The organism is Phaeobacter sp. SYSU ZJ3003, assembly GCF_041300735.1.
Classification (GTDB): Bacteria; Pseudomonadota; Alphaproteobacteria; order Rhodobacterales; family Rhodobacteraceae; genus Phycobacter; species Phycobacter gallaeciensis_A.
Genome location: NZ_PXNU01000029.1, coordinates 24194 through 37975 on the forward strand (window position 1 = coordinate 24194; position 13782 = coordinate 37975).

The following is a 13782-nucleotide window of genomic DNA, read 5'->3' on the forward strand; positions in this document are numbered from 1 at the left end:
CGTGCAGGCATCTCGCGGGAAGGGCGACGGGCCTGCGCACCTCGTTAACCATCTCTTTACCCTGATCCTTGCCCTTGGCGGGGGAGCTGCGTAAACTTTTGGTTAAGGAACTTTGCATTTCGGGGGAAATGATGTCTGCAAACCGGGGAACCACCGCCGCTCTGAGTGAACTTGAGGAAAAGCTTCTGCATCTCAAGAACCTGACCGAGGCCAACCAGTTCATGCTGGAGGTTCTGAAGGATCAGGGCGAACGCTTGCAGGAAATCGACGGCGATACCGCGCGCAGCATGCTGCGGGAGCAGGCACGAAGCCGGTTCAGCCCGACCAAGGGAAAGACACCGAAACCCGAAGTTCTGGCCATTCTGGAACAGACACTCGGCACACAGCAAAGCGCGCAGATCATTCCCTTTCCCAAACGCAACTGATCCCGGCCCGTCTGGGGAGCTGGATGTGCAGGCGGCCGCGTACTTGCTGCGGAATTCGAGCTAAAGCTGCTCTTTGCTGATCTTCTCTAAGTGAGGGCGCCGCCCCTTGGTTCTGCCTACGGGGATCCCTATGTTTGAGAAAACAACGGATTTCCTGCCATGAAGAATTTGCTATCCAGCCTCGGGTGCGCCCTTTTTCTCCTGTCTCCCTCCGTCGGGCAGGCCTTCACGCTTGCCAATGGGGTGCAGGTGAATGCCGTGAGTGACACGGTGTTCGAAGTCGTTCCGCGCAGTTCTGGCACTGTTGAGGAATTCTGGTGCGGGGCCTCCGAATATGCTCGTCGTGTGCTTGGCGCGGATTGGCGCGACCCGATTTATGTCCTGCGTGGGCGCGGTGAAAGCGTCACCACAGGTAAGAGGTCTGCCGTGCAATTCACCCTTTCGGCTGATCAGGTCGCCGGGCTGGGTACGGATCGCGGTTGGTTCACCTTTGGCATCCGTCCCGGCGACTCCATGTCGGTCCAGCAGGCCAGAACCTATTGCAGCCAGCGTCCGATCCGTCCCTGATACGCAGGCCGGTGGGCGCGCCACGTTCGAAGCGACAGATACACGAGAGCGTGATAGCCCCGGGGCTGGCGCGAAGCGGGGCTGGCCCTAGGATCATACCGTGTGAGGAATAGAGCTTGACGGTATTGGAGGGTGTCGCAATGGCGCGAAGATTTTCATTTGCAGTGGTCGTCTTTTCGGCCTCGGCGGCTCTTGGCCTTGCCGGGGCGGCTGACGCCTTTACCAGCCGCAAGTCGGCGCGGGTCAACCCGGTATCGGAGCAGGTGTTCGAGGTCGTTCCGATCGCAGGCGGGACCGGATTGGACTATTGGTGTGGCGCTGGGGATTATGCCGTGCGTGCGCTTGGCGCGCCGATGTCGGCAATGGTTTATGTGTCCCGCGGCATGGGACCCAGCGATACGACCAACCGCCGCTCTGCGGTGCAGTTCACGCTCGATGCGAATATGCTGGCGGGAGCGGAGCCTATCACTAATCCGCCGATCAACCGCCTGAACGTCGGCGATGCGATGCAGGTGCGCGCAGCCCTGTCATTCTGTCACCAATTGCCGACGGGTTTCTGACCCGCTGACGGGCGCTGGCGAACCGGCTGAGGTCGCCGAACAGCGGGCCTGTGCTATACTTCTGGTGACGCAACAGGGGAGTAGACCGATGAAACCGATGTTCTGGCCTGCCTTGGCCTTTGCGACAGCCCTTGCGGTGCAGCCTGTTACCGCGCAATCCGTCTCGGTGCAGGCCTGGTGGTCTTGGAACCGCCACGAAGTGCTGCCTGTCGAAGAGGGTGTCTGGGAAGTGGTGAGCCGGGTCGGCACCTCGGCGCAGGATTACTGGTGTGGGATCGGGGATTTTGCCATATCGCAGCTGCGTACCAGCGCCACCCAGCGGATCTATGTCTGGGAGGGCGTCGGCCCTTCGGTCAACCGCCCCGGCAGAAAGTCGGTGAAATTCGCGCTGACCCCGCCGCCGGGAGCGAGTACGGAAAAAGGGTATTCCCTGTCGGTGAAAAAGCCGGGCTACAACCTGAACGCCGCCACCGCCCGCAACTATTGCTATGACCGGTTCGACGATCCTTTCTTCCGGCGCCCCTGATCACTTCATAGGGGCACTTGTGAAGCAGCGCGTCCTGCGGCAATGCTGTCCTCATGCAAACCGAATTCCAGATCGAAACGGCCGGGCAGGGCCTTTACGAATTCACCCGCGATATTCAGTCCTGGGTTGGGTCCTGCGGTGTGCGGCAGGGGTTGCTGACGTTGTTCGTGCGGCACACTTCCTGCTCCCTGCTGATACAGGAAAACGCCGACCCCGAGGTGCAGACGGATCTTCGGGCCTATTTTGCCCGACTGGTGCCGCCCAGCACGGACCCGTCGATGTCTTATCTGCGCCATACCTACGAAGGCCCCGATGATATGCCCGCCCATATCAAGGCAGCAATGATGCCGGTCAGCCTGTCGATCCCGGTCACGGATGGCGCGGCTGTTCTGGGCACCTGGCAGGGGGTCTACCTGTTTGAACACCGCGACGCGCCGCACCGGCGCAAGGTTGCGGCGCATCTTGCGTGAACTGCTTGATCTAGCGGTGTGATTTCGCCTCTACCCAAACTGTTGAGGCTGTCCTATAGTTGTGGATAACTGCGCCGGGTCAGGCGCAATCTACAGGCATTGATCATGAAGGGGACTGGCTGATGCGCTGCCCGTTTTGCGGAAATATCGATACTCAGGTCAAGGATTCGCGCCCGGCAGAGGATCACGTGTCGATCCGTCGCCGCCGCTTCTGCCCGGCCTGTGGCGGGCGTTTCACCACCTACGAACGGGTGCAGCTGCGCGATCTGGTGGTGGTCAAGACCAACGGCAAACGCGAAGACTTCGACCGGGACAAGCTGGAGCGCTCAATCCGCATTTCGATGCAGAAGCGCCCGATCGACCCCGAGCGTATCGATCAGATGATCTCGGGCATTGTCCGCCGCCTTGAAAGCATGGGCGAGACGGATATTCAGTCCAAGAAGATCGGCGAGATCGTCATGGAGGCTTTGGCGCGGATCGACACCGTCGCCTATGTGCGCTTTGCCAGCGTCTACAAGAATTTTCAGGCCGCCGATGATTTCGAGGACTTCGTCCACGAATTGCGCCCGCACCCCCCGGAAGAGTGATCACCCCGATGCGCCGTTATGACATTGCCGTGGATGAACGGTTCATGGCGCTGGCCCTGTCCCTGGGGCGGCGTGGGCATGGCAATTGCTGGCCCAACCCGGCGGTGGGCTGCGTCATCGTCAAGGATGGTCGCATCGTCGGGCGGGGCTGGACCCAACCGGGCGGCCGCCCGCACGCGGAGCCGCAGGCGCTTGCACAGGCAGGCGCAGCGGCGCGTGGCGCCACCGTCTATGTGACTCTTGAACCCTGTTCGCATCATGGTGCGACACCGCCATGTGCGCAGGCGCTGATCGACGCTGGGGTGGCGCGTGTGGTCGCGGCCATCGGCGATAGTGATCCGCGGGTTTCTGGGCAGGGGTTTGAAATGCTGCGTTATGCCGGGGTGGAGGTTACCACCGGGGTTCTCGCAGAACAGGCCGCCCGCGATCACGCTGGTTTCTTCCTGAAGACCGAACAGGGGCGTCCCTTCGTTACACTGAAGCTGGCCAGCAGTTTTGACGGGCGGATTGCCACCGGATCGGGGCAGAGCAAATGGATCACGGGCCCCGAAGCACGCCGCGCAGTGCATGCGATGCGTGCCAGTCATGATGCGGTCATGGTCGGCGCCGGAACCGTGCGGGCGGATGATCCGTCGCTGACCGTGCGCGACTTAGGCATCGACAAACAGCCGGTGCGGGTGATTGCCTCCCGCCATCTGGATCTGCCGCTGATGAGCCAGCTGGCCCGCACTGCGCAAGAGGTTCCGGTCTGGCTTTGCCACGGTCAGGGCGCCGATATCGAGCGGCTGCGCGCTTGGGAGGGGCTGGGCGCTCGGTTGCTGCCCTGTGCCAGCCACGGGGTGCAACTCTCGGCAGTGGATATCCTGCAGCAGCTTGGTCAGGCGGGTCTGACCCGCGTGTTCTGCGAAGGCGGCAGCGCGCTGGCGGCCTCATTGCTGGCCTTTGATCTGGTGGATGAGCTGATCGGCTTTACCGCCGGGATCGGCATCGGCGCCGAGGGGCTGCCCTCGATTGGCGCGCTTGGCCTTGGACGGCTGGACGAGGCGCCCCGTTTTGAACTGGCTGAAGTGCGCCCGCTGGGCGGCGATATCCTGCACCGCTGGCGCCGGGCGCTGAGCTAAGGACGACAGCTCACCGCCACAGGTGGGCGTAGGTTGCAAACAGGCCCTGTAGTTTTGACAGGCTGCGGTTGCCAAGGCCGGGCGATGGTTGCTCGCCTTTGATCAGGCGATCAACCACGACCTCGACAGGGCAGGGCAGTCCTGTGACCGGGTCGTGATAGCGCGGATAGTCGATCAGTACCGCATGAGCCAACCCCGTGAGACTTGGCCGGGCCTTGCGCCAGGCCGGGGCGGAGATGATATCCCGGGTCAGCCCCCAGCCGGCATAGAAGGGGGATCCGACCACGGTCACCTTGACGCCCCTCAGCAGTGCCTCGAACCCCAAGAGCGAGGTCATGGTCCAGACCTCCTGCACGTGATCCAGAAGCGCCATCGGATCGGCATTATGCGCCACGACATCGGCCAGATCCTCGGGCACGATCTGCCCCTTGCGCAGACCTGCTTCGACATCGGGGTGGGGTTTGTAGATGATCACCGCCTTGGGATTGGCGGCGCGCACAGCGCGCAAGAGATCCAGATTGCTGCGTATCTTGCCCGCCCCCGCCAGGATCGAGGCATCGTCTTCGACTTGACCGGGCACGAGGATCCGGTGCCCCGCGGGCAAATCGGGGATGTCGCCGCCCAGATTGTACTTCGACAGGCTGTTCTGCGTCAGGCTCTTGATCAGTCGCTCGGCGCGGCGGGCCTCGGCATCGTTCAGGTCCTCACGCTGGGCGATCAGATCATCCAGATCCGAGGGCTGGCGCGGATCGTAATAGATCCCCTGCCGGTCCAGCACCAGCGACATCGGCGGCACCAGTTCGGCGCCCAGCCCCTGCGAGCGCAGAAATCCGTCCTCAAGATGAAAGGCCCCGGCGTGGGATTTGTCCGCTTTGGAGGCCCAGACCATCCAGTTGCGCCCGCTCTTGCGTGCTCTTTCCGGGTTTTCGGTAAACAGCATCTTCTTTTCGCTGCCGAAAAAGCCCTGCAACGGCCCGCGTTTCCACATGCGCATGCCGGAGGCTGCCCAACCGACGCGATCCTGACGCCAGGCGCGCACGCGGGCCTCCAGCGCGTCGATCACGGTTTCCAGCTCGCACAGCTGGTCGCGGAAGGGGTCGTACCAGGTGGGGTACAGGATCATTGCCGCGGAAAACAGTTGTGCGCGGGTCAGGCGGCGGTTGCGGCGCGGCGGCGGCATCTCGTCCTGCGTCAGGCCCCAACCGGCATAGAAGGGCTGGCCAAAGACGCGCGGTTTGTGGCCAGCCAGAATGGCCTCGAACCCCAGTTGCGAGGAGACGGTATAGACCGCGACCGCACCCTCCAGCAGCGGCCAGGGCGACACGGGACGCGTCAGCAGTTCTATCCGATCATTGGCATCTTCCGGGCCGAAATAGCCAGGCCGGTATCCGGCGCGGGTTTCCGGATGGGTCTTGATCAGAATACGGGCGCCGGGGTTTTCCTCTTGCGCGAAAACCAGCATTTCGCGGAACCGAGCTGCATCTGCTCCTGAGGCCGTGACCGAGGCATCGCCGCGCGCCTGATCCACCACCAGCACGTAACCGGGATCGGGAACCGGCGCTTCGGCAGCATAGGCGTTGTACTTGCTGAGATGCGCATCCATCAGCCGCCCGATGGCATCACGGGCGCGGCGCATCATGCTGCTGTCATCCAAGGGGTGCGTGGCCAGCAGCTGCTCCAGGTCAGATGGCGTGTTGGCGTCGAAATGCGCGCCCGAGCGGTCCAGCAGCAGCCCCAGAGGTGGCTCACCCGCGCGGCCTGGATAGACCGAGCGTAGAAAGGCGTCTTCGACCCGCAGCAGGGCAGAACCATATTTGTGAGCAATAGCCTTTCCACGATGGGCGGTGGGGGAATTGCCCCAGACCCCGACCAGATCCCCATCGCCGGGTAGCCCCAGCCGGATGTCATAACCGGCAAGGGACAGGATCCGACGCAATCGGGATTGGGTCAGGAAACCGCCGTTGTAAACAAAAAGCCGGGATCTGTCGTTCCCGGCTTTCGTTATGCCTGTCGGCGACCTTAGCATTGCGGCGTTACCCGCCAGCGATGGACGCGGCGCTCGACAGCGATCCAAGGGGCGTGACCAGCAGGGATATCGTCTTGGTCCACTGGGTATAGGGCGCCTCGGTGACATAGAGCGTGTCATCATCGCGGATCACGAAATCACGGGCAATGAACAGCCCGTTCGGCTGCGTCAGGTTCAGCACATAGACCATCCGCTGGGCACCGATCAGGTCGTCGCGGCCCAGCACCTGATTGGCGATCTCTGCCGGTTCGTTGCGTAGGATGAACACCCCGGTCGGGTCCGAGGCGGTGGAAATCAGACCGCCAACCTGGGCGATGGCTTCAAGCCCCGACAGGTCCTGGCTTTCAAAGGGAACGCGGGCCTGGGCGCTGGTGGCGCCAAGCGCGGTAAAGGAACGGGTGTCCTCTTCGACAAGGATCTTGTCACCGCCGCGCAGGGCGATGTCGAGTTCGGGATGATCATAGAGGTCCTGGAACCAGATCTTACCTTGCTGCTTCCCGCGGATCACGGTGACCTGGGCGATTTCGGGCTGGATCGTCACACCGCCAGCCTGGGCCAGCATGGTGGCCAATGTGCGGGTGGGACGCTCGATGGGATAAATCCCCTGTCCGCCCACGGCGCCGGTCAGGCTGACCGTGGCACCATCGCCGGCCAGACGGCGGACCTGCACCTGCGGATCCGGGGTCTGGTCTTCAAGCTTCTTGGTAATCTCTTCACGCAGTTGCTCCGGGGTGTTGCCCGAAGCCCTGAGACGACCGGCATAGGGCACGAAGATATAGCCGGCGCCATCGACCTGCACTTCTTCAAGCGCGGTCGCGTTCGAGGTTTCGGCGGCCAGAAGGCCATCATCGACGTTTTCCCAGATGGTCAGTCCCAAGACGTCGCCAGGCCGGATGATGTCAGAGGTCAGTCGGCCGGCTGAGGTAAAATCGGATGAAAAGCCAAGCGCGGGCACCACAGCGGTTGCCCGAGCCACCCGGTCATTCACGGAAACGATAAAGGCATCGCCCTCTTTCTGCACCGAACCGGCAAAGATCTGGCGTTTGTTCGGGCCAACCTTGGGCAAGCCACAGGACGCCGCAAGCGATACTGCGGCGAGAATCGCGATAGGGCGCGCCCAGCGAAATGGGACGTTTGTCACTGCTCGGTCTCCTCGACCTGTTATTGTTTTGCCTCAATTTTTTCAGACAGGATAGCGGAGCAGGGAACGGAAATCCAGTCTTGCGGTCTGTGCGGCTCAGTTCACGATACGCAACTGTTGCCGAGGAGCCGCTGTGCCACGCCTCAGCGCATCATAAGGATCGTCCGGTGCCAGCATCATGTCCACCACCTGACGCAGCAATTGCCGCCGTCCCTTGCGGGAGTAGTAACCGCCCGGCAGTTGCGAGGTCTCAAGCAGAAAGCGGCGGTAATCCTTATAGGCGCGGTTGTCCGGGCGGGCCGGGGTGGCAAAGAACTCCCCCAGGCTCTGGGGCGAGACGAACTCGGCCTTGTCATAGACCGCGCGGCCAAAAACCTTGAGCGGTATGCCGCGCCACAGGACCTGCTGACCGGCGGTCGAATTGACGGTAATGGCAGTGCGCGCCTCGTTCAGCAGCTGCGCCAGCTTGCCACCGCGAACGTAGTGAATGCGGTCCTTGATGCCGTGCTCCCGCGCCAGCCTGCGCACCACGCTGCGCAGCGGCACACGGCCATCCTCCAGCGGGTGCGCCTTGATCACCAGGTGGTGGTGGCGCGGCGCGCTTTCGGCGAAACCGGTGATCACCTCGGCCAGGAAATCGGCCATGCTTTCAAACGGGGAATGCATCTGGAACGAGCTGTCATGCTCCAGCTGCAAGAGCGCCAGATGGTAGGGAAAGCCACCGCTGCGGATGCGCCATGTGGCCAGCCGCCGGTCCAGCGCTTGGGCAGGCATCAGCAAGAGCCGTTGCAGGTAGAGTTGGAACTCGCGTGCCACCGGCAGTGATCGGTGTGGGCGGAAGTTCCGGTAACGCCGGTTCCGGAACATGACGAACCAGTGATAGAGCGCGCCGTAAAAGATATGCTGCCGCATATCCCCCCAGTGAGATGGGGGCAGCGGCGCCTCCATATCCGACAGGGCCAGTGCCTGCTGCATATCCGGAACTGACATGTCCATCAGCCGGGAATTGCCGTTGGAGCCACCCCGTTCATAGGTCACCCAATAGGGGCGCATGTAGCCTTCCTCAAAGACATGCACGCAGAGGCCCCGCTGTTTTGCGGCCTTGATCGCCTCGGCGTGGATCGGGCGGGTGTCACCGTACAGCACGATATCGGTGATCTGGTGCTGGTCGCAGATCCCCGCAAAGGTCGCGGGCCAGTCCTGCGGCGTGCCCTGATAGGGAATGTAGCTGGCCCTGTGGCGCCAGAAGGCGCTGTCCCCGGCGTTGAAGCCGACCCGCCATACCGAACAACCTGCCGCGCGCAGCATCGCGCCAAGGCGGTTGAAGAACGGCCCATGCGGCCCCTGCAGAAACAGGAAGCGACGATGCGGATCTGTGTCAGGCTCGGACATGCGATTTCTCGGGTTTCCGGGAATGTACCATCTCCCGGTTAACGAATGACTGGGGCGAAACTAAGGCTGAGGCGGCGGGCGTGCAAACGGGTTCGGTGTCAAGTCACTGCGTGTAAGGCCTGCGGGGACTTGTGAAGCCAGGGTGCAGGCGCTACCTCTTGGCCAACACGGAATGGAGGACGGGCCCTGACCCGTTCAGACGACTGGCAAGGAGCAGCCCCATGTTCACAGGTATCATCACCGACGTCGGCACCATCAAGGCGCTGGAACAAGAGGGCGATCTGCGCGCGCGCATCAGCACCAGCTATGATACGGCAGGGATCGACCTTGGCGCCTCCATCGCCTCGGATGGGGTATGCCTGACGGTAATCGAGCTGGGACCGGATTGGTACGATGTCCAGATCTCTGCCGAAACCGTCTCCAAGACCAACATTGGCGCCTGGACCGTGGGCAAACGCGTCAACCTTGAGCGCGCCCTGAAGGTCGGGGACGAACTGGGGGGACATATCGTATCGGGCCATGTCGATGGCGTGGCCGAGGTGGTCGATATCACGGATGAGGGCGACAGCACCCGGGTGACCCTGCGTGCGCCCAAGGACTTGGCGCGCTTCATCGCCCCCAAGGGCTCGGTGGCGCTCAACGGGACGTCGCTGACGGTCAACGATGTGGAAGGCAGTGATTTCGGTATCAATTTCATCCCCCACACCAAAGAGGTGACCACCTGGGGGGATGTGAAGCTGGGCGACAAGGTCAATCTGGAAATCGACACGCTGGCCCGCTACGTGGCGCGGCTGGCGGAGGTTGGGTGATGTCTGGTCTGGCATCCGGTGCGGCGCCCGCCGGGATCGGCCACAACAATGGCCCCAGCATGGAGCAGGGCCGGGCCTGGCGCGTACACGCCTGGCGCAGCGCCCAGAAAAAGCTGATGCCCAACACGATCCCGAAACTGGTTCTGCAGATGCGCATCAAACGCGCCGCGGAGCTGGGCATGGACTACAAGACCTACGCCCGCGTGCGGCAGACCTCGGGGCAGGACATCACGGGGCTGCTGTTCTCCTCCAACGCGCTGCGCATCATTGCCTATGGCGCCCATATGCCCGAGCAAGAGCGGCATGCGCTGGAGGCTGTGCAGAACGCCAGCAAACTGGCGTTAGTGCACCGGCCCAATACGCCCGAGGCGGTTCTGGCCGTCCACCCGGTTCTGAACGATGCAGGTGCGGCGCCGCGGTTCAGTGAAAGCTGGTCCGAGATGCGCGTGCGGGTTCAGGACCTGATGCGTCGCCAGGGATTGCCCGGCGCCTCGGTGGTGGTGATCGGGGATGCGCCGCTGGAAAGCGAATGGAGCACCGCCGGGCGCGCGGCTGCCTATCTCTCTGCCAGCGAGTATTTCGCGCATCAGTCCGCCTGAGCCGCCCATCCTGCGAACCGCAGGGAAGCTCCCGCCCCCCCTGAGCCAGCATCGAAGATGCAGGCCCGAGGCGTTGGGCCAGGCGCGCCGCTGCCGCGGCGCGCATCACCACATATCGCCGACGGTATAGCCCGCAGGAAAAGGATCGCTGGGATCCAGCGTGTAGCTGGACGATCCATAGATCCAGCCTTGCCCGGACAGGGTTGGTACGATGGCAGGGTAGGGGCCGACCCTAGTTTCTTCGACAATACGTCCGGTGAAGGTGGTGCCAAGCGGCCCGGCGTTGACGTAGTGCTGTCCCGGCGCAAGCAGGCCCCGGGCGTGCAGCACGGCCATCTTGGCGCAGGTGCCAGTGCCGCAGGGGGAGCGGTCCAGAATGCCGCTGGCATCCTGCGGGCGCGCCGGGTCAAAGGCACTGGTCGACAGCGTGATGGCGCCACGCCCATGGGTGTCTTTGGCAATGGGCGCCCCCCAGAGGTTGGTGATTGTTGGGCCGGTGATTGAGGGGTTCTCCGGGTGGATGACGGGCAGCTGCTCGGCCGTGGCGTGGCGGATGGCCTCGCTCACCCGGGTGATTTCCTTGCCATTGTCTGCCGCAAGATCCACGCCCAGATCGTCGGCGTTGGCCAGCACGAAGAACATGCCGCCCCAGGCCACATCGACGCTGACGGTGCCCAGGCCTGTGACCTCGACCTCGGCATCCAGATGCATGGCAAAGGCAGGCACGTTGCGAAAGCTGACGCGCGTGACCTTGCCGTTCTTGCAGTCGGCCCGCACCCGGATCAGCCCGGCGGGTGCTTCCAGCACCAGCTCGGTTACGGGTTCGACCATGGGCAGGATCCCGGCCTCCAACAGTACCGTCACCACGCAGATGGTGTTGGACCCGGACATGGGCGGATATTCGGTCTGCTCGAATATGATAAACCCCGCATCGGCCTCTGGGTGGCCGGGCGGTACGAGGACATTGCCGCATAGCCCCGGATTGCCGCGCGGCTCACGCAGCATCATCAGGCGGATCTCGTCGTGGTTTGCTGCCATGTCCTGCATTTTCTCGAACACGCTGTCGCCTTTCAGCAGGGGCATGCCGCCGGTGATGACGCGACCCGGCTCTCCTTCGGCGTGGGCCTCATAGGTTTGCAGGATACGAGAGGTGCGCATGGGCTTGGCTTTCGCTGATGTCTGATTTCGCAGATGTCTGATACGATGAGGCTAGCAGCCTTCTGCGCATCTGCAAACGTCGCGTCCCAAATTTCAAGAGAGCCATGTGGGCTGGCCTTTGCGGCGCGGCTGCGTTATCCCGCTGGCAACGCGGCAGCGCCATTCGAGGGCCTGCAACACGGATCATGAAAGGCCATGACATGAGCTTTGAAACACCGGGGCCGGTCGAAGCCCGCCTGCGCGATGCGATCAGCCCAATCGAAGAGATCATCGAAGAGGCCCGCCAAGGGCGCATGTTCATTCTCGTGGACCATGAGGACCGCGAAAATGAGGGCGATCTGGTGATCCCCGCGCAATTTGCGGATGCAGATGCGATCAACTTCATGGCAACCCACGGGCGCGGGCTTATTTGCCTGCCGATGACGGCGGACCGGATCGATACCCTGGGGCTGCCGATGATGGCGGTGAACAACTCCTCGCGGCATGAGACCGCCTTTACCGTCTCGATCGAGGCGCGCGAAGGTGTCTCTACCGGCATTTCCGCCGCTGACCGTGCCCTGACCGTGGCGACGGCGATCAACGAGCAGAACTCGATGGCGGAAATCGCAACGCCGGGCCATGTCTTCCCGCTGCGGGCGAAACGCGGCGGGGTGCTGGTGCGCGCGGGCCATACCGAGGCAGCGGTGGATATTTCCCGCCTTGCCGGGCTGCATCCTTCGGGCGTGATCTGCGAGATCATGAAGGAAGATGGCACCATGGCGCGTCTGCCGGATCTGGTGGAGTTTGCCGCCCAGCACGGGCAGAAGATCGGCACCATCAGCGATCTGATCGCCTACCGCGCGCGCAATGACAACCTGGTCACCGAGACCTCGCGCGAGACGGTCACGTCCGAGTTCGGCGGCGAGTGGGAGATGCGCCTTTTCACCGACCAGACCCATGGTGTGGAACATGTGGTGATGATCAAGGGTGATATCACCACGCCCGAGCCGGTTCTGGCGCGCACCCATGCGCTGCACGAGGCGACCGATATCCTGGGCCTTGGTCCCAAATCCGCCCGCCAATTGCCCCGCGCGATGGAGATCATCGCTGCCGAGGGGCGCGGGGTTGTGACCCTGTTCCGCCAGCCGCGCAATGCGCTTTATGCCTATGAGGATGACGGGTCGCGCACCGTGACCATCAAGCAGACGGGGATCGGCGCGCAGATTCTGTCGAACCTTGGCCTGAAAGATCTTATCCTGCTGACGGATTCGCCCTCGACCAAATATGTGGGCCTTGATGCCTATGGGCTGTCGATTGTCGGCACCCGTCCCATTCTGAAGGAAGCGTGATATGGCCGGACACGAAAGCCACTACATCCTGCCGCGTCCCAGCTTTGACAAACCGGTCAAGCTGCTCATCGTGGTTGCGCCTTATTACAAGGACATCGCCGACAATATGGTCGCAGGTGCCAAGGCCGAAATCGAGGCCGCAGGTGGCACCTGGGATCTGGTCGAAGTGCCCGGCGCGCTGGAGGTCCCTACGGCGATCTCCATTGCCGACCGGACCTCGAACTTTGACGGCTACGTGGCGCTAGGCTGCGTGATCCGCGGTGAGACCACCCATTACGATACGGTCTGCAACGACAGCAGCCGCGCGATCCAGCTGATGGGCCTGCAGGGTCTTTGCATCGGCAACGGCATCCTGACCGTAGAGAACCGCGCCCAGGCCGAGGTGCGCGCCGATCCCGCCGATCAGAATAAGGGCGGCGGCGCTGCGGCTGCGGCCTTGCATCTGATCGCACTGACGCGTAAGTGGAGCGCCCAGAGCAAGGGAGTCGGCTTTAAGGCCCCTTCCGAGGCCATCCAGCTGGCTGGCACAGACAACGGACCCACCACGGCATGACCAACCCAGACAGCGCCCCGAAGGGCAACGGCAAGACTCAGATGAAATCGGCGGCCCGGCTTTTTGCCGTGCAGGCGCTGTTCCAGATGGAGCACAGCAGCCAGACCTACGACAAGGTGATCGTCGAATTCGAGGATCACCGTTTCGGCGCTGTCTATGAAGGTGATGAATATGCCGAAGGAGACCCCAAGTTATTTCGCCAGCTGGTCGAAGGCGCCGTCAATCATCAGGCCAAGATCGACCAGATGACCGACCGCGCGCTGGTTGCGAAATGGCCGATTGCCCGGATCGACCCGACCCTGCGGGCGCTGTTCCGCGCTGCAGGCTCGGAACTGGTTGAGACGAAAACCCCGCCCAAGGTGGTGATCAACGAATTCGTCGACGTGGCGCGCGCGTTTTTCCCCGAAGGCAAAGAGCCGAAATTCGTCAACGCGGTTCTGGATCACATGGCCCGCGAAGCGCGCCCCGAGGCGTTCTGAACCTTCTTTTCAGGTGACCTTTGCAATCAGGCGCACCCCGG

General features: G+C 62.9%; 16 protein-coding genes. 12 read left to right on the plus strand and 4 right to left on the minus strand.

The features are described from left to right. Positions 1-131: 131 nt before the first annotated feature. The 7 genes from C6W91_RS11440 to ribD all read left to right on the plus strand — a co-directional run bounded on the left by C6W91_RS11440 (position 132) and on the right by ribD (position 4256). Positions 132-425: a hypothetical protein gene (locus C6W91_RS11440; protein WP_065273528.1), complete on the plus strand. Its 294-nt coding sequence runs from the start codon at positions 132-134 to the stop codon at positions 423-425. Positions 426-584: 159 nt separating this feature from the next. Further along, positions 585-992: a hypothetical protein gene (locus C6W91_RS11445; protein ID WP_370570836.1), complete on the plus strand. Its 408-nt coding sequence runs from the start codon at positions 585-587 to the stop codon at positions 990-992. Between the two features lie 140 nt (positions 993-1132). Then, positions 1133-1552, plus strand: a complete 420-nt coding sequence (locus tag C6W91_RS11450) for a hypothetical protein (protein WP_274828252.1) — start codon at positions 1133-1135, stop codon at positions 1550-1552. An 88-nt stretch (positions 1553-1640) separates the two neighbouring features. Beyond that, entirely contained in the window at positions 1641-2078 is a 438-nt protein-coding gene (locus tag C6W91_RS11455; protein WP_274828253.1) for a hypothetical protein, read from the plus strand. 53 nt (positions 2079-2131) lie between these two features. Beyond that, positions 2132-2548, plus strand: a complete 417-nt coding sequence (locus C6W91_RS11460; protein ID WP_274836023.1) for a secondary thiamine-phosphate synthase enzyme YjbQ — start codon at positions 2132-2134, stop codon at positions 2546-2548. A gap of 122 nt (positions 2549-2670) precedes the next feature. Next, positions 2671-3135: a transcriptional regulator NrdR gene (gene nrdR, locus C6W91_RS11465; protein ID WP_065270909.1), complete on the plus strand. Its 465-nt coding sequence runs from the start codon at positions 2671-2673 to the stop codon at positions 3133-3135. A 44-nt stretch (positions 3136-3179) separates the two neighbouring features. Then, positions 3180-4256 (plus strand): bifunctional diaminohydroxyphosphoribosylaminopyrimidine deaminase/5-amino-6-(5-phosphoribosylamino)uracil reductase RibD, encoded by a 1077-nt coding sequence (gene ribD, locus C6W91_RS11470; RefSeq protein WP_274832602.1) that lies wholly within the window; start codon positions 3180-3182, stop codon positions 4254-4256. A 10-nt stretch (positions 4257-4266) separates the two neighbouring features. Here ribD and C6W91_RS11475 read toward each other — a convergent pair whose 3' ends face one another. The 3 genes from C6W91_RS11475 to C6W91_RS11485 form a co-directional block, all read right to left on the minus strand. Beyond that, a complete protein-coding gene (locus C6W91_RS11475) occupies positions 4267-6282 on the minus strand; it encodes a capsular polysaccharide biosynthesis protein (RefSeq protein ID WP_274836022.1) in 2016 nt (671 codons plus the stop codon). A 7-nt stretch (positions 6283-6289) separates the two neighbouring features. Further along, positions 6290-7423, minus strand: a complete 1134-nt coding sequence (locus C6W91_RS11480; protein ID WP_274828256.1) for a polysaccharide biosynthesis/export family protein — start codon at positions 7421-7423, stop codon at positions 6290-6292. 96 nt (positions 7424-7519) lie between these two features. Further along, on the minus strand, positions 7520-8815 hold the full coding sequence (locus C6W91_RS11485; RefSeq protein WP_274838318.1) for a capsule biosynthesis protein: 1296 nt from the start codon (positions 8813-8815) through the stop codon (positions 7520-7522). Between the two features lie 221 nt (positions 8816-9036). On the opposite strand from C6W91_RS11485, the gene C6W91_RS11490 reads away from it, so the two are divergent. Together C6W91_RS11490 and C6W91_RS11495 are read left to right on the plus strand one after the other, a co-directional pair. Beyond that, positions 9037-9624 carry a riboflavin synthase gene (locus C6W91_RS11490; RefSeq protein ID WP_274838317.1) on the plus strand — a complete coding sequence of 196 codons (588 nt, stop codon included), beginning with the start codon at positions 9037-9039 and terminating at the stop codon, positions 9622-9624. After that, entirely contained in the window at positions 9624-10223 is a 600-nt protein-coding gene (locus C6W91_RS11495) for a hypothetical protein (protein WP_274838316.1), read from the plus strand. Before C6W91_RS11490 ends, C6W91_RS11495 begins: the two co-directional genes overlap by 1 nt. 105 nt (positions 10224-10328) lie before the next feature. Here C6W91_RS11495 and C6W91_RS11500 read toward each other — a convergent pair whose 3' ends face one another. Beyond that, positions 10329-11381: a proline racemase family protein gene (locus C6W91_RS11500; RefSeq protein WP_274838315.1), complete on the minus strand. Its 1053-nt coding sequence runs from the start codon at positions 11379-11381 to the stop codon at positions 10329-10331. A gap of 200 nt (positions 11382-11581) precedes the next feature. On the opposite strand from C6W91_RS11500, the gene ribB reads away from it, so the two are divergent. Genes ribB through nusB form a run of 3 tightly spaced genes read left to right on the plus strand, consistent with a single transcriptional unit; the run spans position 11582 to position 13741 of the window. Beyond that, positions 11582-12709, plus strand: a complete 1128-nt coding sequence (gene ribB, locus C6W91_RS11505) for a 3,4-dihydroxy-2-butanone-4-phosphate synthase (RefSeq protein WP_274838370.1) — start codon at positions 11582-11584, stop codon at positions 12707-12709. Between the two features lies 1 nt (position 12710). Next, a complete protein-coding gene (locus tag C6W91_RS11510) occupies positions 12711-13262 on the plus strand; it encodes a 6,7-dimethyl-8-ribityllumazine synthase (RefSeq protein ID WP_274832418.1) in 552 nt (183 codons plus the stop codon). After that, positions 13259-13741: a transcription antitermination factor NusB gene (nusB, locus tag C6W91_RS11515; RefSeq protein WP_065270900.1), complete on the plus strand. Its 483-nt coding sequence runs from the start codon at positions 13259-13261 to the stop codon at positions 13739-13741. The genes C6W91_RS11510 and nusB overlap by 4 nt, the downstream gene beginning before the upstream one ends. Positions 13742-13782: the final 41 nt, after the last annotated feature.